Source organism: Streptomyces axinellae (assembly GCF_039532135.1).
GTDB lineage: Bacteria > Actinomycetota > Actinomycetes > Streptomycetales > Streptomycetaceae > Streptomyces > Streptomyces axinellae.
In genome coordinates this window covers 169,575-193,432 of record NZ_BAAARJ010000001.1, presented here as the reverse complement: position 1 = coordinate 193,432, position 23,858 = coordinate 169,575, and the positions used below count along the sequence as shown (strand labels likewise).

At 71.5% G+C, this 23,858-nt stretch carries 20 protein-coding genes, 1 tRNA gene and 2 pseudogenes; 12 read left to right on the top strand and 11 right to left on the bottom strand.

Translation table 11 applies throughout. The annotated features are described in order from the left end of the window. The first annotated feature begins 66 nt into the window (after positions 1-66). A complete protein-coding gene (locus tag ABD339_RS00715; protein WP_344561022.1) occupies positions 67-1,095 on the top strand; it encodes an aldo/keto reductase in 1,029 nt (342 codons plus the stop codon). Beyond that, a complete protein-coding gene (locus tag ABD339_RS00710; protein ID WP_344561021.1) occupies positions 1,092-3,311 on the top strand; it encodes a helix-hairpin-helix domain-containing protein in 2,220 nt (739 codons plus the stop codon). The genes ABD339_RS00715 and ABD339_RS00710 overlap by 4 nt, the downstream gene beginning before the upstream one ends. Positions 3,312-3,432: 121 nt before the next feature. Here ABD339_RS00710 and ABD339_RS00705 read toward each other — a convergent pair whose 3' ends face one another. Then, complete coding sequence (locus ABD339_RS00705; protein WP_344561019.1) at positions 3,433-4,284, bottom strand: hypothetical protein; 852 nt, start codon at positions 4,282-4,284, stop codon at positions 3,433-3,435. Between the two features lie 47 nt (positions 4,285-4,331). Here ABD339_RS00705 and ABD339_RS00700 point away from each other — a divergent pair, with 47 nt between their 5' ends. Next, positions 4,332-4,520: a DUF5703 family protein gene (locus tag ABD339_RS00700; protein ID WP_344561017.1), complete on the top strand. Its 189-nt coding sequence runs from the start codon at positions 4,332-4,334 to the stop codon at positions 4,518-4,520. A gap of 108 nt (positions 4,521-4,628) precedes the next feature. On the opposite strand, the gene ABD339_RS00695 is transcribed toward ABD339_RS00700, so the two are convergent. The 3 genes from ABD339_RS00695 to ABD339_RS00685 all read right to left on the bottom strand — a co-directional run bounded on the left by ABD339_RS00695 (position 4,629) and on the right by ABD339_RS00685 (position 7,501). After that, on the bottom strand, positions 4,629-5,594 hold the full coding sequence (locus ABD339_RS00695; RefSeq protein WP_344561015.1) for a chaplin family protein: 966 nt from the start codon (positions 5,592-5,594) through the stop codon (positions 4,629-4,631). 169 nt (positions 5,595-5,763) lie between these two features. Beyond that, positions 5,764-5,997: a chaplin ChpH gene (chpH, locus tag ABD339_RS00690; RefSeq protein ID WP_344561013.1), complete on the bottom strand. Its 234-nt coding sequence runs from the start codon at positions 5,995-5,997 to the stop codon at positions 5,764-5,766. A gap of 187 nt (positions 5,998-6,184) precedes the next feature. Further along, a complete protein-coding gene (locus ABD339_RS00685) occupies positions 6,185-7,501 on the bottom strand; it encodes a M20/M25/M40 family metallo-hydrolase (protein WP_425575847.1) in 1,317 nt (438 codons plus the stop codon). Positions 7,502-7,640: 139 nt separating this feature from the next. Between ABD339_RS00685 and ABD339_RS00680 the strand changes: the two genes are divergently transcribed. From ABD339_RS00680 to ABD339_RS00670, 3 genes are all read left to right on the top strand, one after another. Beyond that, positions 7,641-7,725, top strand: a tRNA-Leu gene (locus ABD339_RS00680). A gap of 177 nt (positions 7,726-7,902) precedes the next feature. Then, positions 7,903-8,289, top strand: coding sequence for a transposase (locus ABD339_RS00675; RefSeq protein ID WP_344561009.1), 387 nt, complete (start codon positions 7,903-7,905; stop codon positions 8,287-8,289). Further along, entirely contained in the window at positions 8,220-8,582 is a 363-nt protein-coding gene (locus ABD339_RS00670; protein WP_344561572.1) for a transposase, read from the top strand. The genes ABD339_RS00675 and ABD339_RS00670 overlap by 70 nt, the downstream gene beginning before the upstream one ends. Here the strand turns inward: ABD339_RS00670 and ABD339_RS00665 are convergent. The 6 genes and pseudogenes from ABD339_RS00665 to ABD339_RS34010 all read right to left on the bottom strand — a co-directional run. Continuing rightward, a pseudogene (locus tag ABD339_RS00665) lies at positions 8,572-9,013 on the bottom strand (IS5 family transposase); the annotation flags it as partial. The gene ABD339_RS00670 and the pseudogene ABD339_RS00665 overlap by 11 nt on opposite strands. Before the next feature lie 224 nt (positions 9,014-9,237). After that, positions 9,238-10,161 (bottom strand): universal stress protein, encoded by a 924-nt coding sequence (locus ABD339_RS00655; protein ID WP_344561007.1) that lies wholly within the window; start codon positions 10,159-10,161, stop codon positions 9,238-9,240. A gap of 67 nt (positions 10,162-10,228) precedes the next feature. Continuing rightward, a pseudogene (locus ABD339_RS00650) lies at positions 10,229-10,423 on the bottom strand (DUF1918 domain-containing protein); the annotation flags it as partial. A 137-nt stretch (positions 10,424-10,560) separates the two neighbouring features. Continuing rightward, the gene (locus ABD339_RS00645) at positions 10,561-12,984 is read right to left on the bottom strand and encodes a glycoside hydrolase family 65 protein (protein ID WP_344561003.1); all 2,424 of its coding nucleotides are present in this window, start codon (positions 12,982-12,984) and stop codon (positions 10,561-10,563) included. Between the two features lie 51 nt (positions 12,985-13,035). Then, positions 13,036-13,269 (bottom strand): MBL fold metallo-hydrolase RNA specificity domain-containing protein, encoded by a 234-nt coding sequence (locus ABD339_RS34015; RefSeq protein ID WP_486388335.1) that lies wholly within the window; start codon positions 13,267-13,269, stop codon positions 13,036-13,038. Positions 13,270-13,271: 2 nt separating this feature from the next. Further along, entirely contained in the window at positions 13,272-14,348 is a 1,077-nt protein-coding gene (locus ABD339_RS34010; RefSeq protein WP_486388333.1) for an MBL fold metallo-hydrolase, read from the bottom strand. A gap of 327 nt (positions 14,349-14,675) precedes the next feature. Between ABD339_RS34010 and ABD339_RS00625 the strand changes: the two genes are divergently transcribed. Together ABD339_RS00625 and ABD339_RS00620 are read left to right on the top strand one after the other, a co-directional pair. Next, positions 14,676-17,051, top strand: coding sequence for a phosphoketolase family protein (locus tag ABD339_RS00625; protein WP_344560998.1), 2,376 nt, complete (start codon positions 14,676-14,678; stop codon positions 17,049-17,051). Between the two features lie 113 nt (positions 17,052-17,164). Continuing rightward, positions 17,165-17,899, top strand: a complete 735-nt coding sequence (locus tag ABD339_RS00620) for a GAP family protein (protein WP_344560996.1) — start codon at positions 17,165-17,167, stop codon at positions 17,897-17,899. 109 nt (positions 17,900-18,008) lie between these two features. Here the strand turns inward: ABD339_RS00620 and ABD339_RS00615 are convergent, their stop codons facing one another. Then, the gene (locus tag ABD339_RS00615) at positions 18,009-18,416 is read right to left on the bottom strand and encodes a universal stress protein (RefSeq protein WP_344560995.1); all 408 of its coding nucleotides are present in this window, start codon (positions 18,414-18,416) and stop codon (positions 18,009-18,011) included. Here ABD339_RS00615 and ABD339_RS00610 point away from each other — a divergent pair. From ABD339_RS00610 to ABD339_RS00595, 4 genes are all read left to right on the top strand, one after another. After that, positions 18,405-18,830 (top strand): hypothetical protein, encoded by a 426-nt coding sequence (locus ABD339_RS00610; protein ID WP_344560994.1) that lies wholly within the window; start codon positions 18,405-18,407, stop codon positions 18,828-18,830. The two genes, ABD339_RS00615 and ABD339_RS00610, sit on opposite strands and share 12 nt — an antisense overlap. Positions 18,831-19,255: 425 nt before the next feature. After that, positions 19,256-20,293: an alcohol dehydrogenase catalytic domain-containing protein gene (locus ABD339_RS00605; RefSeq protein WP_344560992.1), complete on the top strand. Its 1,038-nt coding sequence runs from the start codon at positions 19,256-19,258 to the stop codon at positions 20,291-20,293. 24 nt (positions 20,294-20,317) lie between these two features. Beyond that, positions 20,318-22,366 (top strand): cation-translocating P-type ATPase, encoded by a 2,049-nt coding sequence (locus ABD339_RS00600; RefSeq protein ID WP_344560990.1) that lies wholly within the window; start codon positions 20,318-20,320, stop codon positions 22,364-22,366. Positions 22,367-22,529: 163 nt separating this feature from the next. Further along, on the top strand, positions 22,530-23,387 hold the full coding sequence (locus ABD339_RS00595; protein WP_344560988.1) for a universal stress protein: 858 nt from the start codon (positions 22,530-22,532) through the stop codon (positions 23,385-23,387). Positions 23,388-23,858 lie beyond the last annotated feature (471 nt).

The following is a 23,858-nucleotide window of genomic DNA, read 5'->3' as shown; positions in this document are numbered from 1 at the left end:
CTTACTGATCAGTAATGTCGGTGACCCCCCGGACTCTAGCGCCCGCCGCAAGTACGCTCAACGCCCATGGAGCTAAGGCACCTCGGCCGCACTGGCCTGCGCGTATCCCGGATCGGCCTGGGCACTCTCAACTGGGCGCGGGGCAGCGATGAGCACGCCTCGGGCGGGCGCGGAGCGCACTTCGAGCACGAGGAGAACGCCGCGGGCCAGCTCAAGGCGTTCTGGGAGGCGGGCGGCAACCTCATCGACACCGCCGATGTGTACGGCGACGGAGAGGCCGAATACCTGCTCGGGCGGCTGATGCACGACCTGGTGCCGCGCCGCGACCTGGTGATCGCCACCAAGGCCGGCAGCGTGCCCGACCCCGACCGCAGAATCGACTGCTCGCGCGGCCACCTCCTCTCGGCGCTGGACGCCTCGCTGGAGCGGCTGGGCACCGACCATGTCGATCTGTGGCAGGTGCACGCCTTCGACCCCTGCACGCCCCTGGACGAGACGCTCCACGCCCTCGACACCGCCGTCGCCAGCGGCCGGGCCCGCTACGCGGGGGTGACGGGCTTCTCCGGCTGGCAGCTCGCCAAGGCCGCCGCCTGGCAGCTCGCGGCGCCGGGCCCGCGCACCCGGCTGGCCGCCGCGCAACTGGAATATTCGCTGCTCCAGCGCGGGATCGAGCGCGAGGTGCTGCCCGCCGCGCTGGACCTGGGCATCGGCCTGCTGCCCTCCTCCCCGCTGGGCCGGGGCGTGCTCACCGGCAAGTACCGTCAGCCGGGCCCACCGCCCGCCGGGTCGCGAGGTGCCTGCGAGCGGCTGGCACCCTTCGTCGAGCCGTACCTGGACGAGGCGGCCGGGCGCGTGGTGGACGCGGTCTCTATAGCGGCCGACGGGCTGGCGCTGCCCCCGCTGCAGGTGGCGCTGGCGTGGGTGCGCGACCGGCCGGGAGTGGTCGCGCCGTTGGTCGGCGCGCGGACGGCGCAGCAGCTCACGGCGGCGCTGTCAGTGGAGGGCCTTACTCTTCCCGAGGAAATTCGCGCGGCGCTGGACGACGTCTCGGCCCCCGTGCACCGCTACCCCGACCATGACTGGAGCGAGCTGTGACGAACGACAAGGCAGCCGAACTCCTCGCGGCCGTCCGCGCGGTGGAGAGCGGCGAGCGGCCCGCCGCCTCCTTCTTCACCGAGACCGCGCGCCCGGCTCCCCCCACGGCCCAGGCCACGGGCCCCGCGAAGGGCGCGCGCCGCCCTGCCCCCGGCCCGGTGCCCGCGGCCCGTGCGGCGCGCGGCGAGGGTCCGGTCACCGTCCCGGAGGAGGTGCGGGCCCTGCTGACGGAGGGCGGCGCCCCCGAGGCCCTGGGCCCGCGGGTGGCAGAGGCGCTCGGGGAGGGCGCCGCCGACCTGCTGCGGACCGACCCCTGGCAGCTGCTGGCAGTCGCGGGCGTACGCCCCGAGCAGGCCGACGGCTTCGCGCGCGCCCTGCTGGGCGAGGAGGCGGACCCGGGGGACGAGCGGCGGGCGGTGGCGCTGACGGTCTGGCTGCTGGAGCGCGCGGCGCTGGCCGGCGACACGGTCCTGGGGCCGGAGGCGCTGGCCGAGGGGCTGACGCAGCACGCCGTGCCCGACCCGGAAGAGGCCGTCCGCCAGGCCGTGGACGCGGGCGCCGTGCTGGTCTTCGAAGACGCGCTGGACGGCGGCCCCGTCGCCTCCGCCATGAACGAGAGCCACGAGGAGGAGGCAGCGCAGGAGCGCCCGGTCACCCTCCTGGTGGGCCTGGATCGCTACGCACTGGCCGAGGAGAGCCTGGCCGACGGCCTCGCCCGCATCACCAGCACCTTCACCGCCCCGGAGGCAGGGGAGACGGAGGCGACGGCCGGCGGCGCGGCGGAATCCGCAGACGGCGCCGGGGGCAGCGAGAGCGGCGGGGACACCACGGACGGCGAGGGAGGCGGAGGCGGGGCCGTCGGTGCCGCGCGGGTCCGGGTCTCGTCCGAGGCGTGGGCCGCCGCCGCTTCGGCGGCCCCCTCCCCCTCCGCCCGCGAGCTGATCAACGCCGCGGCCGGACACGGCCTGGTCGCCCATACGGGTGGCGAGGCAGCCCGCGCCGAGCCCGCCGCGCTGGTCGCGACGGCCCACCGGCTGGGGCTGCGCGCCTGGGTCCTGGCCCATACCGAAGACGGTCGCGACCGGCTGGCCGGCCTCCTCGGCGCACACCTCGGGGGCGAGCGTCCCGGCGGGGAGAAGGCCGCGCCCGGCGCGGACCTGCCCGCCGCCACCGTCGCGGGGGTGCTGGCGGGGGCGGAGGGCCCCGGGCGGGACGAGGACGGCGCACTCGCCCTCGACCTGCTCGCCGTGTGCGATGCCGGGCAACTCGACGCCGAGACCGGCGCGGCGCTGCTCGAATCCCTGCCGGACGGGGCCCGGTTGGTGCTCAGCGCAGATCCGGGCGTGCTCGGCGCCGCCGGTCCCGGGCAGGTGTTCAAGGACCTGCTGGCGGCCCGCTTCTGCCCCCAGGTCGCCTCCCGTACGCCGGATCCGGGACCGGTGGGCGAGCTGGTCTCCGGAATCGGCGTCGGCGAGCTGAACCAGGTGGAGGCGCCCGGCAAGGAAGTCGTGATCGTGCCGGTCGGCGACCCGGGCGAGGCCGTGCACCGGACGGTGCAGCTCGTCGCCGACTCGGTGCCCCGCGCGATCGGCGTCCCCTCCGAAGACACCCAGGTCATCACCCCGGGCCACGGCGGCGCCGCGGGCACGCGCGCACTCAACGCCGCGCTCAAGGAGCGGCTCAACCCGGGCCCGGGGCGCTTCGGCGGCTTCGACCCCGGCGACCGGGTGGCCCACTCCCCCGCCCCGGGCCGCACCCGCATGGGCACCGTCGCCTCGGCCGATGACGCGGGCCTCCACCTGGCCTGCGCCGGGCGCACCGTCACGGTGCCGCCGGACAGGGTCGCCGAGACCGTGCGCCACGGGTGGGCCGTGACGGCGCATCAGGCGGCGGGATCCCGCTGGCCGGCCGCCGTTGTGGTGCTGCCGGGCGACGTGGGGGGCGCGTTGACGCGGGAGTGGGTCTACACCGCTTTCGGCCGCGCCGCCCGCCACTTGTCGGTCGTACACGGCGCGGGCGACGCGCTGCCCCGGGCCGTCGTCTCCGGCACGGCCCGGGAGCGGGTGACGCGGCTGCGCACGCTGCTCACAGAGTCCGCGAAGGCGGCGGCAGCCGAAGCGGCGGCCCCGGTCCCGGTCCCGGGCGCGGTCCCGGACACGGCCACGGGCTCGCTTGCGGTTGCCGGGGACGAGGGGGCAGGCGAAGGCGAGGAGTGAACGTGGCGGCGGGCGCGGGCAGGGGCTGAGGGCCGGGCGCGCGCCCGGCCCTCAGCCCGGTCGTGCGGCCCGGCTCCGAGCCTCGTCGCTCAGCCAGGGCGCGCCCACTTCGGGTGAGGCTCTAACGGACGCGGGCCCCGCGCGCCCCGCCGGACCCGCGCGCCCCGCCGTCGCCGTCGCCGTCGTCCAAGTCGGCTTCGCCGTCCAGATCCTCGTCCAAGTCCTCCTCGTCAGCTTCCGCGTCCCCGGCGTCCTCGGCCCTCTCATCGACCAGGAGCAGTTCCTCGTCGTCGAAGACGGAGCTGACATCGAAGCGGCGGACCACCCGCAGCGGGTCGGCCTGGTCGAAGGGCGACGCCAGCCATTCGCCGGGCTCGCTGGGCTCGTCCGTCGCGCAGACCCAGAGGGTGGAGTCGCCCTCTTCCAGCCCGAACTCCTCGTGCCGGGTGGCGATCTCGTCGGGCTCGTACTCTCCGAACAGCACGCCCAGCGCGGCGTGCACGCTGCTGCCCGCTGTAGCTCCCTCGACGCCGTCGTCGTCGGCCGACTCCGGGTCCAGTTCCGTGACGCGCTCGGCCTGGGCCAGCAGCCGATGCGGCTCGGCGATGGTGTAGTCCCGCCGGATCAGCACGCTCAGCGCACTGGGCACCTCGGGGCCGGCGTACGCGGGCAGCGAGTCGCTTCCCGGGATCTCGAAGGGCGTGACCTCGTCGTAAAGCTCGTAGAGCAGTTCGTCGTAGGTCTCCCCGGCGGCGGCCAGCTGGTCGAAGGCCGCGTAGACGGCGCCGTCCAGCTCGGCGGTGCGCGCCGAGGCGCTCTCGCCTCCCTCACCCGCGCCGGAGACCGCCGGGGCGGGCGCCCTAGACGCCCCTGCCCGTCGCTCGACGGCCTCCAGGTGCCGGTCGAGCGCGGCTTTGACTGCCTCGGCGGCGGCACGTACGTCGGCAGCGGTGGGCTGCGCAGCATCAGACATAGTGCAGACGCTATCCGCAGACGGGCACCGCGCGCACAATAGATGAGATGCCGGAATACGAATTTCGCGATGTGTATGTCCCACGGGGCGTCTCCCGCCGGTCAGCGACCCAGTTGCTGACCGATCACGCCGAGTACGGGCACTGGGAGCTGGCGAGGATGCGGCTGTACCCCGATGGCAGCCGCCGGGTGCGGCTGCGCCGCCGGATCATCCGCCAGCTGCGGGCCACCTGGTGACAGCGTTGGTGAGGGGTGGGTCCGTGACCGGTCACGGACCCACCCCTCACCGGCACGCGAACGCGGACCGTCCCCCGTGGAAGCCGGGCGCCCGCTCGAACACGCGTGTCAGCTCAAGCGCGTGCCCCTGGCGCGCGAGCGCCTGAAGAGCACGTACCCGCCGAGGATCGTCCCGGCACCCAGCGGCGCCGCTACGCCGAGTGCGGAGCCCCCACCGGTCTGTGCCAGCTCGCCCCGGGCGGCCTTCTGCCCGCTCCGGCCGGTTCGGTCCCGCTCGCCGCCGCCCGGCCCGGCATCGGCCACCGGTACGGACGACGCGGTGACCGGCCCGGTCTGGGGCTGGGAGCCCAGGGGGACGACATCGCCGGGGCCGCCGGTACCGGGTTGACCCGGCCCGCCCGGGTGCGAGGGCGTGCCACCCTCCGGCGGGTCCGACGGCGAGCCCGGGTCACCCGGGGCACCAGGCCCGCCCGGATCACCGGGCCGTCCGGGATCTCCCGGCTTCCCCGGATCCCCCGGCTTCCCCGGATCCCCCGGCTTTCCCGGATCCCCCGGCCGCCCCGGACCGCCCGGATCCCCCGCCGAGGGGGCGTCGCAGCCCTCGCCCCACACCCCGTTGCCGATGCCGACGACATCGACACTGTTGCCGCACACGTTCACCGGGACATCGACCGGGACCTGTACGTCGTTGCCCGAGCCGACGCCCGGGGAACCGTGAGCCGCGCCGGTGGCCCGGGCGCCGTGACCCCCCTGGGGGCTGTGCCCGCCCCGGGGCCCGTGCGCGCGCTGGGCGCTGTGCCGGCCACCCTCGTGCGAGGCACCAGCGGCCGGGCTTCCGGTGCCGCAGGAGGTGCCCGACGCGGGGTTGAGCAGACCGACGACGCTCGCCGTGTTTCCACAGACGTTGACGGTCACATTGACCGGTACTTCGACATTGTTGCCGGAGAGCACTCCCGGCGAATTCCCGCTTCCGCCCTGAGTGTTCGAGTCCGCGAACGCCGTTCCACCCGACATCGCGAGTACGCCGCCTGCCGCGGCGATGGTGATCAGGCCCTTTTTTGTGCCCTCACGCACTGTGCTGTTCCCCTGCCTTGTGATCTTCCGTACGACCGGCCCGAAGGCGCGTCCCGCGCGCCATACCGGTCGCCCCCCTCAAGACCGGACGGCCCCGGAGCGCATGGCACGCACTCCGGGGCCGTCCGGGTTCAGACGCTCATCTGAACGAGTCGGATGAGACTCGACGTCACTTGTTGACGCAGGTGTTGCCAAAGGCGGGGTTCAGCAGCCCGATGACGGAGATGGTGTTGCCGCAGGCGTTCACCGGCACGTGGACCGGGACCTGCACCGTGTTGCCGGAAACCACGCCCGGCGAGTTCACGGCGGCACCCTGCGCACCGGAGTCGGCGACGGCCATGCCCGCGCCGGCCAGCACGAGACCACTGGTGGCAACCGCGGCGGCGACAACCTTCTTGATCATTAATTCCTCCTTGTTGGCAATGCGGTCCCAGCCGAGGACCGCACCCCATGTAACGAGGATGGAGGAATCTGGCTACGAGCTTATGGAATCATTCACCCTTCTCAGTCACATACGCACATCCAGGCGAATCGGGAAGCCGCGTTTCAGAAATCACGGAAACAGCGGGAATCCCGCGCACATCGCCCCGTCACGCCTGGTCCAGGAATCGGTCGAGGACACGGACCCCGAACTTCAGTCCGTCCACCGGCACCCGCTCGTCCACCCCGTGGAACATTCCGGCGAAGTCCAGCTCCGGGGGCAGCTTGAGCGGCGCGAAGCCGAAGCAGCGGATCCCGAGGTCGTCGAACGACTTCGCGTCCGTCCCCCCGGACAGCATGTACGGCACGGCGCGCGCGACCGGGTCCTCGGCCCGCAGCGAGGACTGCATGGCATCGACCAGCGCCCCGTCGAAGCTGGTCTCCACCGCCTTGTCGGCGTGGACGTCCTCGCGGCGCACCCGCGGTCCCAGCACCCGGTCGAGGTCCGCGAGGAACTCCTCCTCGTGACCGGGCAGGAACCGGCCGTCCACGTGGGCCGTAGCCTGGCCGGGGATGACGTTGACCTTGTACCCGGCACCGAGCTGCGTGGGTGCCGCGGTGTTCTGCAGCGTCGCCCCGATGATCTTCGCGATGCCGCCGAGCCGGGCGAGGGTCGCCTCCATGTCCTCGGGGTCCAGCTCGATCCCGAGCGCGTCGGACAGCTCGTCCAAGAAGGAGCGCACCGTCTTGGTCACCCGGACGGGGAACTTGTGCCGGCCCAGCCGTCCGACGGCCTCGCACAGTTCGGTGATGGCGTTGTCGTTGTTGGTCATCGAACCGTGCCCGGCGGTGCCGTCCACGGTGAGCCGCATCCAGTGCATGCCCTTCTGGGCGGTCTCGATCAGATACAGCCGCAGATCCTCGTTGACCGTGAAGGAGAACCCGCCCACCTCGCCGATGGCCTCGGTGACCCCTTCGAACAGGTCGGCGTGGTTGTCCACGAGGTGACGGGCCCCGTACACCCCGCCGGCCTCCTCGTCCGCGAGGAACGCGAGCACGATGTCGCGCGGCGGCTTGCGGCCGGTACGCAGCCTGTCACGTACGACCGCCAGCGTCATGGCGTCCATGTCCTTCATATCGACGGCGCCCCGCCCCCACACGCAGCCGTCGGCGATCTCGCCGGAGAAGGGGTGGTGGGTCCAGTCGTCCGCGTTCGCGGGCACCACGTCGGTGTGCCCGTGAATGAGCAGCGCCGGGCGGGACGGGTCCTCCCCGGTGATCCGCGCCACGGTCGAGGCGCGGCCGGGCCGGGATTCGATGATCCGCGGCTCCAGCCCCACCTCGGCGAGCTTCTCCGCGACGTACTCCGCGGCGGCCCGCTCCCCGGGCCCTTCGTTGTTGCCGTAGTTACTGGTGTCGATCCGGATCAGGTCGCGGCACAGCTCGACGACCTCTCCCTCGGCGGTCCCGGCGCTCTCGGCACTCACGCTGCCTCCTCTTTCTCGCAGGTACCCGCCCATCCTCCCGCTCCCGTCCCCCCGCCCCAAGAGCAGGGTGATCGCACTCCGGATCCAGTGCTAAGGTTTAACCCGTCGCCAGGCCACGAGAGCCTGGTCGGCACACCCGGTCGGGGTGGCGGAATGGCAGACGCGCTAGCTTGAGGTGCTAGTGCCCTTTACAGGGCGTGGGGGTTCAAGTCCCCCTCCCGACACAGTTGTAAGCCCCAGCGTGTGCGGGTCGAGGTTCGCCTCGACCCGCACTGTTGCTTTTCCGGGGTCATAGGTCAGCTGGAGTCCCAGGGCTGCATACAGTTCGGCCTTGAGCTGGGGCTCCGCTTTTCGCAGGGTGTCGCACAGGTCGTCTACAGAGGAGATCAGCTCCCGGAGCCGTGAACACACGTGCCTGGATCGTCTTCCTCGACGAATCAGGCATCTGGCTGCTCTCTCAGATCCGCCGCACCTACTCACCCCGGGGGCGGACTCCGCTCCTGCGGCACCGGCTGAACTGGAAGCGGGCGTCGATGGCCGGGGCCCTGGACTACCACTCCACCGACCCCGGTCGTGGGGCCCGCCTGTGCTTCCACCTCAAGCCCGGCAACTACGACACCACCGCCCTCATCGAGGTCCTGGAGCAGATCAAGGTGTTCTACCGCGGCGAGCGGGTGGTCCTGGTTTGGGACGGCCTGTCCGCCCGCTGGAGCCGGCGATGCGGGCCCGGGTCGCCGAACAGGACTGGCTCACCCTGGAGCGATTACCCGCCTACGCTCCCGAGCTGAATCCGGTGGAGCTGTTGTGGTCCTCTCTCAAGAAGCGTGAACTCGCCAACCTCGCCGGCGACCACCTCGCCGATGTCGCCGACGCCACCGAACAAGGCATCCACCGCATCAACACCAACCCCCGACTCCCGACTCCCGACTCCCGACTCCCGACTCCCGACTCCCGACTCCCGACTCCCGACTCCCGACTCCCGACTGCCATGGTCATTCCTCACCCATACCGGCCTGACCATCCACCCACCACACCCACCGAACTTACGAAAAGATCAGTAAGACGTCGTTCTACTTGGTGAGTCGGCGGTAGTTGATGAGGCTGGTGGCTATGGCGGTGAAGGCGGGGAAGTGCTCGGGCTTGCGCTCGTAGCGTCGGTGCGGTCGACGGCAGCCGGAGAGCCAGGACATGGTGCGCTCGACGACCCAGCGGTCTCGGCCCAGTCGCTGCGAGGACTCCTTCCCGCGGCGGGCGATGCGAGGGGTGGTACCGCGCGCTCGGAGCCATCGGCGCTGATGGTCGTAGTCGTAGCCTTTGTCACCGTGCAGCTTGTCGGTCGCCGTCGGCGCGGGCCGCGGCGACTGCGGACGGACGGGATGGAGCGCACCAGCGGCTCAGGGCCGGGCTGTCGTGGGTGTTGGCGCCGGAGATCCCGACTGCGAGAGGGAGGCCGTTGCGGTCGGACGACGAGGTGGATTTCGATCCGCTCTTGCCGCGGTCGGCTGGCCCGGTACGGCCTGACCCACGAGGCCGTCGAGATGGCGTTCGCGGACTACAACGCACTGCGCGCAGAGGTCGAACAGGTGTAGACGCCGTCGATCTCGGCTACGACGGGCACGGTGCGCAACCGCCGGGCCGCCGAAGCCGCCACCTCCTGGCCGCACGGGCCCCGACGTTTACGCATCCGCTGGGAGACCCGCGACGACATCCCCCACGGCTTCCCCCAACTCGCCCAGCTATACCTGTCCCTTCGCCGCGGTACTCGCAGCGTGCTCCTGGCCTTGGCCTCGCACTACGGCCACCGGGCAGTCGGCGTGGTGGAGTGCGGCGTTGCTGACGGAGCCGAGGCGCAGACCCGGGAAACCGCCGGCGCCCCGCGTTCCGAGGACCAGGAGCTGGGCGGTGCCGCTCGCCTCGATGAGCGACTGCCGCGGCTGCCCGCGCACGCTTCGCCGCTCCACCGGAATGTGCGGATAGCGTTCGGCCCATCCCGACAGGACTTCTGCCAGAACCCGTTCCTCGTCCCGCTGAAGCTCGCCCGGGTTCTTCGCGTAGGGGGATGCCGGATCGGTCGGGGAAGTCGTCGGAACGGTCCACTCGGACCACGCGTGCAGGGCCAGGAGTCCGCTCCCCCGCGCTGCGGCCTCGGCGAACGCGAATTCCGCCGCCGCCTCGCCCGCCGCGGAGCCGTCGACGCCCAGGACGATGGCTCCGCTGGATCGGGCTTCGCCCCGGACGACGAGTACGGGACTGCCGGCATGAGCGGCCAGATACCGGGCGACGGAGCCGAGCAGCAGCTCCGCGAGGTTGCCGTGCCCTCTGCTGCCGACGACGGTCAGTGCCGCGCTCCGGGACAGTTCAGCAAGCACCCTTCTCGGGTCGCCCTGTACGAGTTCGCTCGTCACGTCGGTCTTCGGGGCAGCGGCACGCGCCCTGGCGACCCCGTCCGACAGCACTTGCCTGCCCGCCTCGGTCAGAAAGTCGTGGCCGGTCTCGTCCAAAACCGTCCCGAACCCGGGGGCGGGCATCGCCAGGTCGAGGGCGTGCACCACTTTCAGGGGCAGAGCGTGGAGGACGGCCTCCCGCGCCGCCGTTTCCACCGCGGCGAGGCTCGCTTCCGAACGGTCCGCTCCGACGAGTACCGGACCGGGGGCCGTCACAACGGGCCCACGCTGTCAGCGCTTCGCGAGGGCGTCATCGCGACCGGCCTCCCTCGTCCCGTCCCGGAGATTCGGCCGCGAGGTGCTTGACGTGGGCGTCCGGGCCCGGGAACACGAGCGTGGCGTGGTCGCTGTCCGACCACCGTACGTCGTAGGGCGGGCTGCCGTCGGCGTGATGCAGTCCCACGATCTCGCCGTCGCGCCGTGCCCGGTCCGTGCTCCGGCTCTCGACGATCAGTTCGTCACCCAGCTCCGCACGCATCAGGATCACCACTCCCATGGGGACAAGCTCTCTCGCCTTCCACGCTCCCGCAGGGGCCACAGTGCGGCAACCCGGAGCGGCGGAGAAGGACCCGAGGTGCCGTCCTCGTCCCGGCGTCGGCCGGCGGCAGGTCCTCGTCAGGACAGATCGAGCGTGCGCGTCTCGCCCGGGTGCACGGTGATGACCTCATCGCGCAGACCGACACGCAGCGGGCCTCGCTCAGCGGCGGGCAGACCGACTTCGAGGGTGTCGCCGCACAGCCGGAAGGTGATGCCCCAGTGCCCGCGGAACCGGATGGAAAAGCCGTAGTCGGACAGTTCGGTCAGCGGTGCGGGGTCGAGGTGGAGTGTGCCGTCGTGTATCTCCAGCCCCGTCAGCCCTCGCTGCACCAGGTCCAAGGTGCCGCCCATGGCGCCGAGATGTATGCCCTCATGAGTCGTTCCGCCCTGTAGGTCGGCCACGTCTCCCCACAGCGCCTCGTGTGTGTAACGCCATGCCTCCGGCCGGCGCTCACGGGCCAGGATCCACCCATGGACGAGGCCGCTGAGCGTGGAACCGTGGCTCGTCCGTGACAGGTAGTAGTCGACCGTGCGGTCCCACATGTCGTCGTCGACCACATAGCCCAGGCGACGGAAGACTTCGGACAGTTCCCGGGGAGGGAAGAGGTACCCCAGCATCAGCACGTCGGCCTGTTTGGAGGCCCGGTAGCGGTTCACGGTGTCGCCCTCGGCCTCAAGGATGCGGTCGAGGCGCCGCACGTCCCCGTACCGGGCACGGTAGCGGTCCCAGCCGAACTCGGTGAGGGCCTCATAGCCGTCGAACTGACTGATGACGTTCTCGTGGAACGGGATGAGCAGCCTGCGTGAGACATCCTCCCAGCGCCGCAGCTCTTCCTCGTCGAGAGCCATGTCGGCGAAGAGGTGGTCGCGTCGCGGCTGGGGCAGTGCTCGGGCCAGTTCCAAGGCGCGGGAGAGGACCCAGGACGCCGTCGCGTTGGTGTAGGCGTTGTCGTCGATACCCGCACGGTCCGAGTCCGGGTACGCGTCGTGGTATTCATCGGGCCCTACGACGCCCCGTATGCGGTAGCGCTCCCGGTCGGGATCGAAGGCGGCGGTGCTGGACCAGAACCTGGCGATCCGCAGCAGCATCTCCGCGCCCTGGGTGTGCAGGAACTCCAGATCTCCGGTGGCCTCGGCGTACCGCCACAGGTTGTAGGCGACAGCGGAGCCGACGTGCCGCTGGAGGTGCGAGCGGTCCGGCAGCCATCGGCGGGACCGGGGGTTGAGGTGGAGAGCCGGTGATTCCTCGCGGCCGTCGCTCGCGCTCTGCCAGGGGTACATGGCACCCGCGAATCCGGCGTCCTCCGCGTTCCGGCAAGCAGCGGGCAGGCGGCGGTGCCGGTAGGACAGCATGGCCCGGGAGACCTCTGGCAGATGCAGGTTGAGGTACGGCAGTACGAACAACTCGTCCCAGAAGACGTGTCCCCGGTACGCCTCGCCGTGCAGTCCCCGGGCCGGCACGCCCGCGTCGATCCCCACCGAATGGGGGGAGAGGGTTTGCAGGACGTGGAAGAGGTGGAGCCGCAGGACGCGGCCGGAAAGCCCCGGTACATCCAGCACGGTCCGCTCCCACAGGTGCTTCCACGCCCGCCGGTGAGAGGCGAGCAGCTCCGAGAAGTGCGGTGCCCTGCTCACCGCATCGACCGCGGCGAGCCGCGGGGCCCCGATACCCCGGTCCCTCGACGTGAACAGCGCCACGGTCTTGTCGACGTGCACGGCCGCTCCCGGGAGCAGCGGGACAACGAGTCGTTGCGCGACCCGGCACGAGGAGCGCGGCCCCTCCTTGGCGCACGGCTCTGCCGACGGTCCGCAGGTCCCGGTCGAAGAGGAGCGCAGCCGGGCGGCCATGGCCACGGTGATGCCGGAGCTCCGGGTGGCGCAGCACACCCAGGCGATGCCGTCCGGGGCGTATCCGGTCTCGACGGCTTCCAGGTGCCTGCCTCGCAGGTCCCTGTACCGATCCACTCCGCCGTTGGTCACGGTCGCGTCCAACTCCGCCTCGATCTCCAGTTCCCCGGCCCAGCCCTCGGCGGTGAAACTGGTCCGCAGGACGGCCAGGTGCGCGTCGCCCATGTGCACCAGGCGCTGCTGGCGGACCCGCAGCCGACGGCCTGCCGCGTCCTCCAAGTGGAGTTCCCGGCTCAGGGTGCCGCCCCTGATGTCGAGGGACTGCCGGTATTCCAGTAGCCCGGGGTCGGCCGTGGACCACCACGGCGGTGCCGGCCGGCCCGCTTCCGGGCGGGTGCGGAAGCGGAACGGCAACCAGTTGGGAAGGTTGACGAGGTCCTCGTTCTCGACCTCACGGCCCGCCACCTTCGAGGTCAGGCGGTCGTAGCAGCCCGCGGCATACGTGCCCGGATAGTGGAAGTCGTCGGCTGTGGCCTCGGGCGCCGCCCCCCGGGTGGCGAAGTAGCCGTTGCCGAGCGTGCACAGCGCCTCGCGGAGCCGTTCCCCGGCCGGGTCGTACCCCTCGTACGACCACGTCCACGCGTCATCAGTCATCGCTCCTCCCACCGTGCGCGGCCGGCCCGGATCCACGGCCGGTCCGCCAGGTCATCGGACGAGAACACGTTCACCCGAACGGGGCACGGCAGCGGTCCAGCCCAGTTCGTCATCCAGGCGATTGCGCAGCGTCTCGGCGGCGCCGGGCTCGCCATGGACCAGGTAGGTCGCGTGCGGCGGGGGCGCGTCCCGCAGCCAGGCCACCGCTTCGTCGGCGTCGGCATGGGCGGAGAAACCCGGGACGTCGACGACCTCAGCGCGCACCGCCACGTATTCCCCGAACATCTTCACCGCCCGGACCCCGTCCACCAGGTCCCTCGCCCGCGTACCCCGGGCCGCGAATCCGACGATGACCACGGCGTTGCGCGAACTGGGCAGCAGCCGGCGCAGGTGGTGGAGAACCCTCCCGCCGGTGGCCATGCCCGACGAGGAGACGATGACGGCGGGGCCGTCCACCTGGTTGATGGCGACGGATTCGGCGACTGTCCTGGCCGCCGTGAACGGGGCCGGATCCAGCAGGGAAGTGCCGCTCTCGCGCACCTCGGGGCGCAGCTCCGGAGCCCGCTGCGCGAGTGCCTCCTGGTAGACGCGCAGGGCGGCCAGGGCCATCGGACTGTCCAATGGACGGGCACCTCCGGCGCCAGCACCCTGCTGTGGCGGAGGTACGTCAGTTCGCGCAGCACCACTTCGGTACGGTCCACGGCGAAGGACGGGATGACCACCACACCTTCGCGGTTCAGCGTCCGGGTCAGGGCATCGGCGAAGCGCTCGCGGCTGTCTCCCTCGTCGTGGTGGCGGTCACCGTAGGTGGAGTCCAGCAGGAGCACGTCTGCCCCGGTGAACGGCTCGGGGGGCCGTAGCAGGGGATGGACGGACCGGCCCAGGTCTCCGCTCGTGGCCAGGGTGTGCCCGTCCTCCAGTGTCAGGTGCATCCAGGTCGATCCGAGAATGTGGCCGGCGTGTTCCAGGCGCAGGTGGGTGTCCTGGTCGATCTCGGTGACTGTCCCCGGTTCGACCGGCTGGAACAGGTTCAGCGCGCGGTCGATGTCCATCTCGTCGTACAGCGGCTGCGCGGGGTGGTGCTTGCTGTGGCCGCGTCTGTTGGCGTGCTCGGCCTCCTCCGTCTGCAACCGTGCGCTGTCCCGCAGGATCACCTCGGCGAGCCGGGCCGTGTACGGACTGCACATCACAGGGCCCCGGAAGCCGTGCCGCACCAGGCGAGGCAGGTAGCCGCAGTGGTCGAGGTGCGCGTGGGTGAGCAGGACGGCATGCACCGACGAGGCGTCCGCCGGGAAGGGCCGCCAGTTCCGGCGCCGGAGTTCGGCAAGCCCCTGGAAGAGCCCGCAGTCCACCAGTAGTCGCATATGGTCGGTCTCCACCAGGAACTTGCTCCCCGTGACCGTGCCCACTCCGCCCAGGAAGGACAAGAGTCCGGGTCTGCCTGGTGGCGTTCGTGGCCCCGCCGCCACGCCGTGGACCTGCGCCATCGAGCACCTCCGTTCGGCGCCACGCGCGGGACGCGTCGGCGCCACTCCCTCCATCGTGCTGTCCCGGGGGTGTCGGTGCCTGTCGGCCGGACGGCGCTGTGGCCGACTCCGTGGGACGAGGCCATCATGGCGTTCGGGGGCATCTGAACCGCTCGGGCGGCCCCCCTCCCTACCGGACCGCCCTCCGCCTCGCAGGAGGTCGCCGTGCCCGGTCCAGTCGGGGAAACCCTCACAAGTCGGGAGCTGGACGGTCTGGACGCCCACTGGCGGGCCGCCAACTACCTCGCCGCAGGGCAGATCTACCTGATGGCGAACCCGCTGCTGCGGGAGCCGCTGCGTCCGGCGCACATCAAGCCGCGGCTGCTGGGCCACTGGGGCACCTCCCCCGGGCTGAACCTCGTGCACACCCACCTCAACCGCGTGGTCAAAGCACGCGGCCGGCCGACGATCTGCGTCTGGGGCCCTGGCCACGGCGGGCCCGCGGTGCTGGCGAACTCCTGGCTGGAGGGCAGTTACAGCGAGACCTACCCCAGCGTGGGGCGGGATACGGCCGGGATGGAGGCGCTCTTCCGCCAGTTCTCCTTTCCCGGCGGCGTGCCCAGCCATGTGGCACCGGAGACGCCTGGCTCCCTGCACGAGGGCGGCGAACTGGGCTACTCGCTGGCCCACGCCTACGGCGCCGCGCTCGACAACCCCGCGCTGCTCGTCGCCTGTGTCATCGGTGACGGAGAGGCCGAGACAGGACCACTCGCCGCCTCGTGGCACGGCAACAAGTTCCTCGACCCCGTGCACGACGGGGCTGTGCTGCCCATCCTCCACCTCAACGGCTACAAGATCGCCAACCCGACGCTGCTCGCCCGCCTCCCGGACGACGAACTGGACCACCTGCTGCGCGGCTACGGACACGACCCGCTCTACGTCACGGGCGATGACCCCCGCACGGTGCACACCGCGATGGCCCACGCCCTGGACACGGCGCTGGACCGCGTCGCCGAGATCCAGGACGCCGCCCGGGGAAAGGGCGGCAGCGAGCGCGCCCGCTGGCCGGTCATCGTGCTGCGGACCCCGAAGGGCTGGACGGGCCCCGCCCTGGTGGACGGCCTGCCGGTCGAAGGAACCTGGCGCGCGCACCAGGTACCCCTGCCCGAGGTACGCGAGAACCCTGAGCACTTGCGGCAGTTGGAGAGCTGGCTGCGCTCCTACCGCCCCGAGGACCTCTTCGCCGCGGACGGCAGCCCGGTGGAACAAGTGCTGGAGTGCGTACCCGCCGGGAGCCTTCGGCTGGGATCCGCCCCCTACAGCAACGGCGGACTGCTCACGCGGGACCTGCCGGTGCCACCCCCCGAGCGCTACGCCGTACCGGTCGAGTCGCCGGGTTCGGGCACGCACGAGCCGACCAGGGTGCTGGGCGGCATGCTGGAAGACCTGATGCGCGCCACCGCGGACCGCCGTGACTTCCGGGTGGTGGGCCCTGATGAGACCGCCTCCAACCGGCTCCAGGACATCTACCGTGCCTCCGGCAAGGCATGGCAGTCGAGCGCTCTGCCCACCGACGAGCACCTGGACCGGCACGGCCGTGTGATGGAGATCCTCTCCGAACACGTGTGCCAGGGTTGGCTGGAGGGCTATCTGCTGACCGGCAGGCACGGGCTCTTCTCCTGCTACGAGGCGTTCGCCCACATCGTCGACTCCATGGTCAACCAGCACATCAAGTGGCTGAAGGTCTCCGCGGCGCTGCCCTGGCGACGCCCCGTCCCCTCCCTGAACTACTTGCTGACCTCGCACGTGTGGCGCCAGGACCACAACGGCTTCTCGCACCAGGACCCGGGCTTCGTGGACCACATCCTCAACAAGAGCCCCAATGTCGTACGGGTCTATCTGCCGCCGGACACGAATACCCTGCTCTCCGTCGCTGAGCATGTACTGAAAAGCCGGGAGTACGTCAACGTCGTCGTGGCGGGCAAACAACCCTGCTTCGACTGGCTGTCGATGGCCGAGGCCCGCGCACACTGCGCGCGGGGCCTGGGCATCTGGAGCTGGGCCGGCACCGAGGACAGCTGCCGGGCGCCGGACGTGGTGCTGGCCTGCGCCGGGGACGTCCCCACCCAGGAGGTCCTGGCCGCCGCCTCCTTGCTGCGACGGCATCTGCCGACGCTGGCGGTGCGTGTCGTCAACGTCGTCGATATGACACGCCTGTTGCCCCGCGCAGCACACCCGCACGGCATGAACGAGCTCGAATTCAACGCGGTCTTCCCCGCGGACACCCCGGTGATCTTCGCCTACCACGGCTACCCGTGGCTGGTGCACCGGCTCGCCTACCGCCGGGCGTTCCATCCGCACCTGCACGTGCGCGGCTACAAGGAGATGGGGACCACGACGACCCCGTTCGACATGGTCGTACGCAACGACCTGGACCGCTTCCGCCTCGTGATGGACGTCATCGACCGGGTTCCGGGGCTTGCGGTGACCGCGGCCGGCGTACGTCAGTCGATGGCGGACATCCGGGAACACCACCACCGGTGGATCCGGGAACATGGGTCCGACCTGCCGGAGGTCGTCGGGTGGAAGTGGCCGGACTGAGCGCCGAGAGGCTGCCGGGCCGTCCCGTGGAGACCCACGAGAGAACCCCTCGTCGTCACAGTGCGGGATGCTCCCGATCCTCACCTTTTCGGCCCCCGCCGGGTGGTGGAGGGATGTCCACTCGTGTGCGCTGGACCTGTTCGCACTCCCGGCGCAAGCCGGCGCGTGTCCCCACCGGCGGAGCCAGCAGCCGCACCGAACAGATTGCCGCAGCCATGGACGGTCTGAAGATCCTGCCACTGGCCATCACGATGATGGCCGGCCCCCAGATCATGTCGGCGATCATCTTCGCCACGGCGCGTGATGCCGTCCGGGTCTCGCTGGGATTCCTGGCGGGCGTCACCGTGGCTGTCCTCGTGGGCGTGGCCGCGATGATGGGCATCGCGACGGCCCTGGGCGGCGCCGTCGATCTCGGGAGCTCCAAGAACCGGGGCTCGGTCGGCCACATCATCCAGTACACGCTGGTGGGGCTCCTGGCCCTGGCCGCGCTGCGCAACTGGCGGAAACGGGAGACCGTCAAACCGCCGAAGTGGCTGCACGCCCTGATGTCCGCCGACCCCCGGCAGGCGCTCCGCACCGGCTTGATGGTCATCCTCCTGATGCCCTCGGACCTCATGGTGATGCTCACCGTGGGCATTCATCTCGACCAGGCACGGGCTTCGTATCCGGAGGCCCTGCCGTTCATCGGGCTGACCATCCTGATCGCCGCGCTGCCGCTGCTGGCACGACTCGCGGCGGGCCACCATGCCGCTGAGACCATGCCGAAGATCCGCGACTGGACCAACACGCACAGCTGGCTGGTGAACATCCTGGTATGCGCGCTCTTCATCGCTCTGATCCTGACGTGACACCCGGCTCACCCGTCACTTCGGCAAGGTCCGCGTGGTCTCTCGCATGGGTTCTCGCACGGGTTGGAGACAAACCCGATCAGCTCTCGTCGAGAGGTGGGCGTCTGTGTCAGGGATGCGGGACGACCGCAACAGGCGCCTGGGCGTGGTGCATTGCCGCGTGGGCGACAGGACCCACGTGTGCGCCGAGCGACGCGTCCCGACGGCGGCGGCCGACCACCAGCAAGGCGGCTTCCTGGGAGGCGTCCAACAGCAGTTCCGCGGGCTGGGCAAGCACGGCGCGGGCGTCCACCCGTACGCCGGGGTGCTTCTCACCCCAGGGTCGCACCTTCTTCGCCAATGCCCCGGCCCGCTCAGCGAGGACACCGTCGATCGCGCCGCCCGGCAGCACCATGGGGCGTGGGCCATAAGTCGGCGGGGGCTCCCACCCGTTGAGCACCTTGAGCGGCGCCGACCGGCGTTCCGCCGCCTCGAATACGAAGGCCAGCGTTTCCTCACAGGCGGCGTGCACATCCACACCGAGCACCACACCGCCGGCCCACTCGTCCCCCTCCTCGCTTCCGGGACCGGCCGGCACCTGACCGCCACGGGTGAGGTCGGCGAACTGCTGGGGACCGCGGCGCTCCTGAACAGCCAGCCTCTGCCCGGCCGGGGGAACGTGGCGATCCTCGCCGGCACCGGTGAGGCGGGGAGCCGGACGGCCGACGCGTGCACCGGTGCCGGACTGTCGGTTCCCCGCCTGCCCGCACACCTGTCCCGTTCGCTCCTGGCCGAGCTGCCCGCGGCGGCGAGCGCCGACAACCCGGTGTGCGCCATGAGAGCTGGTGACCTGGGAAGCTGCGTCCGGCTGCTCCTGGGTTCCCCCGCACTCGACGCCGTCGTCCTGACCCTCGCCGCCCCGGCGCGATCAGCGCGGGTGCGTTCCGGCTGACACCGCTCACGGACCAGGACGCACACGACATGGTTGCCCCATACCGCGTTGCCACGGACGGACAGGGCGACAGCGTTCCGGAAGACGCGGCGACGCAGCTCGAACACGTGCTCCTGCGGCTGTCGGCTCTTCGTACGAGATCCACGAACTCGCCGAAGTGCGCCTCGCTCCGGCTCTCGCCCCCTCGGAGCCGCCTTCCCCACCCGATGATCTGATCCGCCTCACCCCCGCACATGTCCCCCGGCCAGGAGGCGGGCGATGGCGCGAGGCGTATCCCCGACGGCCGCCGTGAGTGGATGAGTGCGACAGCCCCGGCTGATCCCGCACATGGTGATCTTGTTCGTGGATACCCCGGGAAACGACTGGCAGCCTCGCGCGGCCGTCGTGTGCGGTTGCGGCGAACCACCAGGGAGGTGGGAGGTCACGTGAAAGCGCTTGTGTTCCATGGCCCAGGTAAGTCCTCGTGGGACGAGGTGTCCGATCCCGCCGTCGAGGATCCCGCCGATGTGATCGTGCGCGTCGATACGGTCACCATCTGCGGCACCGACTTGCACATCCTCCGAGGTGATGTGCCGGACGTCGCACCGGGGACGGTCCTCGGCCACGAGGCGGTGGGAGAGGTCGTCGAGGCGGGAGCGGATGTACGCACCGTCCGGGCCGGTGACCGCGTGCTGGTCTCCTGCATCACGGCCTGCGGCAGATGCTCCTACTGCCGCAACCGGTCCTACGGCCAGTGCCGGGCCGGCGGGGGCTGGGTCCTGGGACACACGATCAACGGCGCCCAGGCCGAATATGTACGCGTGCCCTTCGCCGACCTGTCGGTGCATCCTCTGCCCGACAGCGTCCGCAGCCAGGACGCGGTGCTGCTGGCCGACATCTTCCCCACCGGGTACGAGGTGGGGGTGCTCAACGGGGCGGTGCGCCCCATGCAGACGGTGGTGGTCGTGGGTGCCGGACCCATCGGCCTGGCGGCCGTGGCCACCGCGAAGCTGTTCTCCCCGGGGCAGATCATCGCCGTGGACCGTGCGACGGCCCGGCTGGACGCGGCCGAACGGCTCGGGGCGGACACCAAGGTCGCCGCCGGCGAAGGGCCGGAGCGAGTCGTCTCGGAGCTGACAGACGGTCTGGGGGCCGATGTGGCCATCGAGGCCGTGGGAGTGGCCGAGACGTTCGAGATGTGCACGCGCATGGTGCGCCCGGGAGGGCATGTGGCCAACGTCGGCGTCCACGGCGGACCGGCTCAGCTGCATCTGGAAGACCTGTGGATCAAGGATGTGACCGTGACGACCGGCCTGGTCGACACCTACTCGACACCGATGCTCCTCGGAATGCTCCGAGCCGGACGGCTACCCGTCTCCTCGCTGGTGACCCACACCTTCGACCTGGGGGAGATGGAGGACGCCTACGACATCTTCTCCCGGCCGTCGGAGACAAGAGCGCTCAAGGTCGTGCTGAACAGGTAGCCGGACCGCGGACAAGGTGACGTCGTGGACACGACACCCCCCGCCGGCCCGGCGGGAGAAGAGGACGTGGACCCCCGCGAGCCGCTCCCCCGGCTGCGTGCGGAGCTGAGAACCAGCTCCCGCGGTCTCTCCAGCAGAGAAGCGGAGCGCCGGCGGGCGGTCCACGGTCCGAACGAGGTGCGCCGCGAGCAGCGCAACCGGCTGGGGCAAGAGGCCGTGCAGCAACTTGTCCACCCTCTCGCCCTGCTGCTGTGGGGCGCCGCCGCCCTGGCGTTCGTCGCCGGAACCGCGGTCCTGGGTTTCGCCATCGTCGCGGTGGTGCTCCTCAACGCGGCGTTCGCGCTCCTCCAGGAACGGCAGGCCGAGCGCGCGGTCGAGGCTCTGGCCGGATACCTGCCCGACCGGACCACCGTCGTGCGGGACGGCGCGGAGAAGACCGTCGAGGCCCGCGACCTGGTCCCGGGGGATGTGATCGTCCTGGCGGAGGGCGACAAGGTTCCGGCCGACGGACGGCTGGTCGAGGGGGCCCTGGAAGTGGACCTCTCCATGCTGACGGGGGAGTCCGCACCAGTGGAGCGGACCACCGGCGAGGCACCGGCCGGCCTGCCGACCCTGCGGGAGCCCAACCTCGTCTTCAGCGGGACGGCGTGCCTCGGGGGACGGGCGCGGGCGATCGTGTTCGCGACCGGAGGACGCACCGAGCTGGGCCGGATCGCGGCCCTGAGCCAGCACACCCGCCGCGAGGAGAGCCCGCTGGAGCATCAGGTCAAACGCGTCGCATGGCTCATCGCGATGGTGGCGACCGGTATGGGCGCGGCCTTCCTCGTCGTGGGATCCGCGACGGGCCTTCCCCTGCGGGACGCGCTGACCTTCGCCATCGGTCTGCTGGTCGCCAACGTCCCGGAAGGTCTGCTCCCGATCATCACGCTGGCCCTCGCCGTGGGGGTACGCGTGCTGGCCCGGCGAGGGGCGGTCGTCAAACGGCTCAGCGCGGTGGAAACGCTGGGCTCCACCCACGTGATCTGCACAGACAAGACCGGAACCCTGACGAAGAACCGGATGCGGCTCCGGTCGGTCTGGACGCCGGACGGCGGCGCCCGCGGGCAGGAAGAGTTCCCGACCGCGGGCGAGGACGCACGCGAACTGGCCCGCGCGATGACGGAGTGCAGCAGCGTCGGCCTCGACGAGCACGGTCAGTGGGCCGGAGATCCGACCGAGACGGCGCTCGTGGAGGGCGCCGGGCTGCTCGGCGAGACGCCGGACCCGCGAGCGCGCGACGAACGGCGCCGGGCCGTGTTCCGGTTCGACCCGCGCCTGCGCCTCATGTCGGTCGTCGCGATGGACGGGGACCGGCTGGTGATCAGCGTGAAAGGCGCCCCCGAAGCGGTCCTGTCCCGGCTTCAGGACGACGAGTGCGCGGCGAGGGCGCAGGCGGCCGGGGAAGAGATGGCCGGCGCCGGACTGCGCGTCCTGGCGGTCGCGACTCGCGAGCTGGCTGCCGGTACGCCTGCCCCGATTGACCGGGGCGACGCCGAGCGCGGCCTGCGTCTGCTCGGTCTTGTCGGTCTCTACGACCCTCCGAGGGACGAGGTACCGGACGCGGTGCGGCGCTGCCACGAGGCGGGGCTGCGCGTCCACATCGTCACCGGGGACAACGGCGCCACGGCCGCGGCCGTGGCGCGAGAGGTGGGTATCGGGGAACCGGAGCTGCGGGTCGTCCCGGCTGCCGAGTCCGTGCCGGACCACGAACTCGACGAACTGCTCACACAGCCGTGCGAGATCGTCTTCGCCCGCTCCTCGCCGGAGACCAAACTCCGGGTCGCCGACGCGCTGCGCGCCCAGGGGCAGATCGTGGCCATGACCGGTGACGGGGTCAACGACGCCCCGGCCCTGCACCGTGCCCACATCGGCGTGGCCATGGGGGTGGGCGGCACGGATGTCGCCCGCGGAGGTCCTCGGCCTGCTGCTCACCTTCCCGTTCCTGATCTGGGGATCCGACGAGTTCCACCGGGCGCGGCGGAGGCGACGCGAGAGCACCCGTGCGGGACCACAGCAGCGGGAGCGCGCGCGTGAGGCGGCGCCGCTCGGGTGACGCGGCCGACGCGGAGAGGGAAGGCCGTCCGGCTGCCGGGATGCGGAGCCCCTGGATTCCGGGGCAGGGGCCCCTTCGCCTGGCCGACAGCCGTGGCGGATGGTCCTCTGGTACGAGGGACACCTCGCGCGATGGAGGTCCGCCTTGACCGGTACCCGCATCCTGGTGGGGGTCGATCCCGACCCCGCTGGCCAGACGGCGCTCACGTGGGCGGCTGACGAAGCCGCACGGCAGCGCGCCTCTCTCCTGCTGCTCCACGCCTGGACCATGTTCTTTCCCGCCTACACCGACCCCAAGATGGGCTCCGACCTCATCGTTCTCCTGCGCGACCGGGGTCAGCGGGTCCTGGAAGCGGCAGCGCAGATCGTCTTGAAGCGCTGTCCTCACGTCGAGGTGTCCACCGTCCTTGAGGAAGAAGACCCCATCTGGGCCCTGCGCGAACATGCCAAGAGCGCTTCGCTGCTCGTCCTCGGCACCCGCCCCTGGCAGGAGAGCCACCACATCGCCGCATCGCCCGTGGCGGGTCCGGTCATCGCCCACGTCCACTGCCCGGTCGCCGTGGTACGGGAGAACACGGAACCGGCCGTGCCGCCGTTCTTCGTCGCCGGAGCCGACGGCAGCCCGACCTCGGCCCGTGCGCTGCACCTCGCGTTCGCGCAAGCAGCCGCCCGGGAAGCCGCCGTCAGGGTCCGGTACGCCTGGCAGCCGCCACGGCTGGGAGTCCTGGACGAACGCGCCGCGGTCCGGGAAGCAGAGCATCTCCTCGACAAGGAGATCGCGACCGCCCGAGCTGAGCACCCCGGTGTCCCCTACGACCGCGAGGTGGTTCGCGGCCATCCCGTCGAGGTCTTGTCCCAGGCCGCCGAGGGCGCCCTCGGACTGGTCGTGGGAACACGCGGGCACGGCGGTTTCACGGGCATGCTGCTGGGGTCCGTCAGCCAGGGAGTGCTGCGCCACGCACGGAGTCACGTCCTCGTGGTTCCGGAACCCGCGGCCCGCTGACGGCAGCCCGGCCGGGCCGGCGGCACGCCAGCGGCCGGTGTCCCGCCCGAGCCCGTCGGACCACGCTCTGCCCGCGGAGTGCACGGGCAGCGATCGGAGCGAGAGACCCGACGAGGACTCCCGCAGCGGCCCAGCGGGGCCCGGGACGACTTCGTCCCGCGAAACGGTCAGCAGGCCGTATCCGTCCGTTCCCGCGAGCCGTTCCGTCGCATCGGGCCCCAGACCCAGCGCGGCGGTGGCGTAGAAAACGGCCAGGCCAGGCCAGGCGGGGCCGGTAGCTGTGGCTGAGAGCGGTCGCATGGCCGGGGCACCGGTGCGGCGGTCAGCCACCCGCCCTGAGCGTGACCTCGACCCGGACGGGCCCGTACCGGGTGTCGATGACGGAGCCGGTGCAGCCCCGGACCGGTGGCCGACCGCACCTGCGGGGGGGCGCTGGTGGAACCGCCACCGCCGGGAGACGTCGCGATCACC

What these genes read in the sequence shown, in the direction of transcription:
- ABD339_RS00715 (WP_344561022.1), top strand. Translation starts at nt 67, where the DNA reads ATGGAGCTAAGGCACCTCGGCCGCACTGGCCTGCGCGTATCCCGGATC.
- ABD339_RS00705 (WP_344561019.1), bottom strand. Translation starts at nt 4,284, where the DNA reads ATGTCTGATGCTGCGCAGCCCACCGCTGCCGACGTACGTGCCGCCGCC.
- ABD339_RS00700 (WP_344561017.1), top strand. Translation starts at nt 4,332, where the DNA reads ATGCCGGAATACGAATTTCGCGATGTGTATGTCCCACGGGGCGTCTCC.
- chpH (WP_344561013.1), bottom strand. Translation starts at nt 5,997, where the DNA reads ATGATCAAGAAGGTTGTCGCCGCCGCGGTTGCCACCAGTGGTCTCGTG.
- ABD339_RS00670 (WP_344561572.1), top strand. Translation starts at nt 8,220, where the DNA reads ATGCGGGCCCGGGTCGCCGAACAGGACTGGCTCACCCTGGAGCGATTA.
- ABD339_RS00645 (WP_344561003.1), bottom strand. Translation starts at nt 12,984, where the DNA reads ATGACTGATGACGCGTGGACGTGGTCGTACGAGGGGTACGACCCGGCC.
- ABD339_RS34015 (WP_486388335.1), bottom strand. Translation starts at nt 13,269, where the DNA reads ATGTTCGGGGAATACGTGGCGGTGCGCGCTGAGGTCGTCGACGTCCCG.
- ABD339_RS34010 (WP_486388333.1), bottom strand. Translation starts at nt 14,348, where the DNA reads ATGCGACTACTGGTGGACTGCGGGCTCTTCCAGGGGCTTGCCGAACTC.
- ABD339_RS00620 (WP_344560996.1), top strand. Translation starts at nt 17,165, where the DNA reads ATGTCCACTCGTGTGCGCTGGACCTGTTCGCACTCCCGGCGCAAGCCG.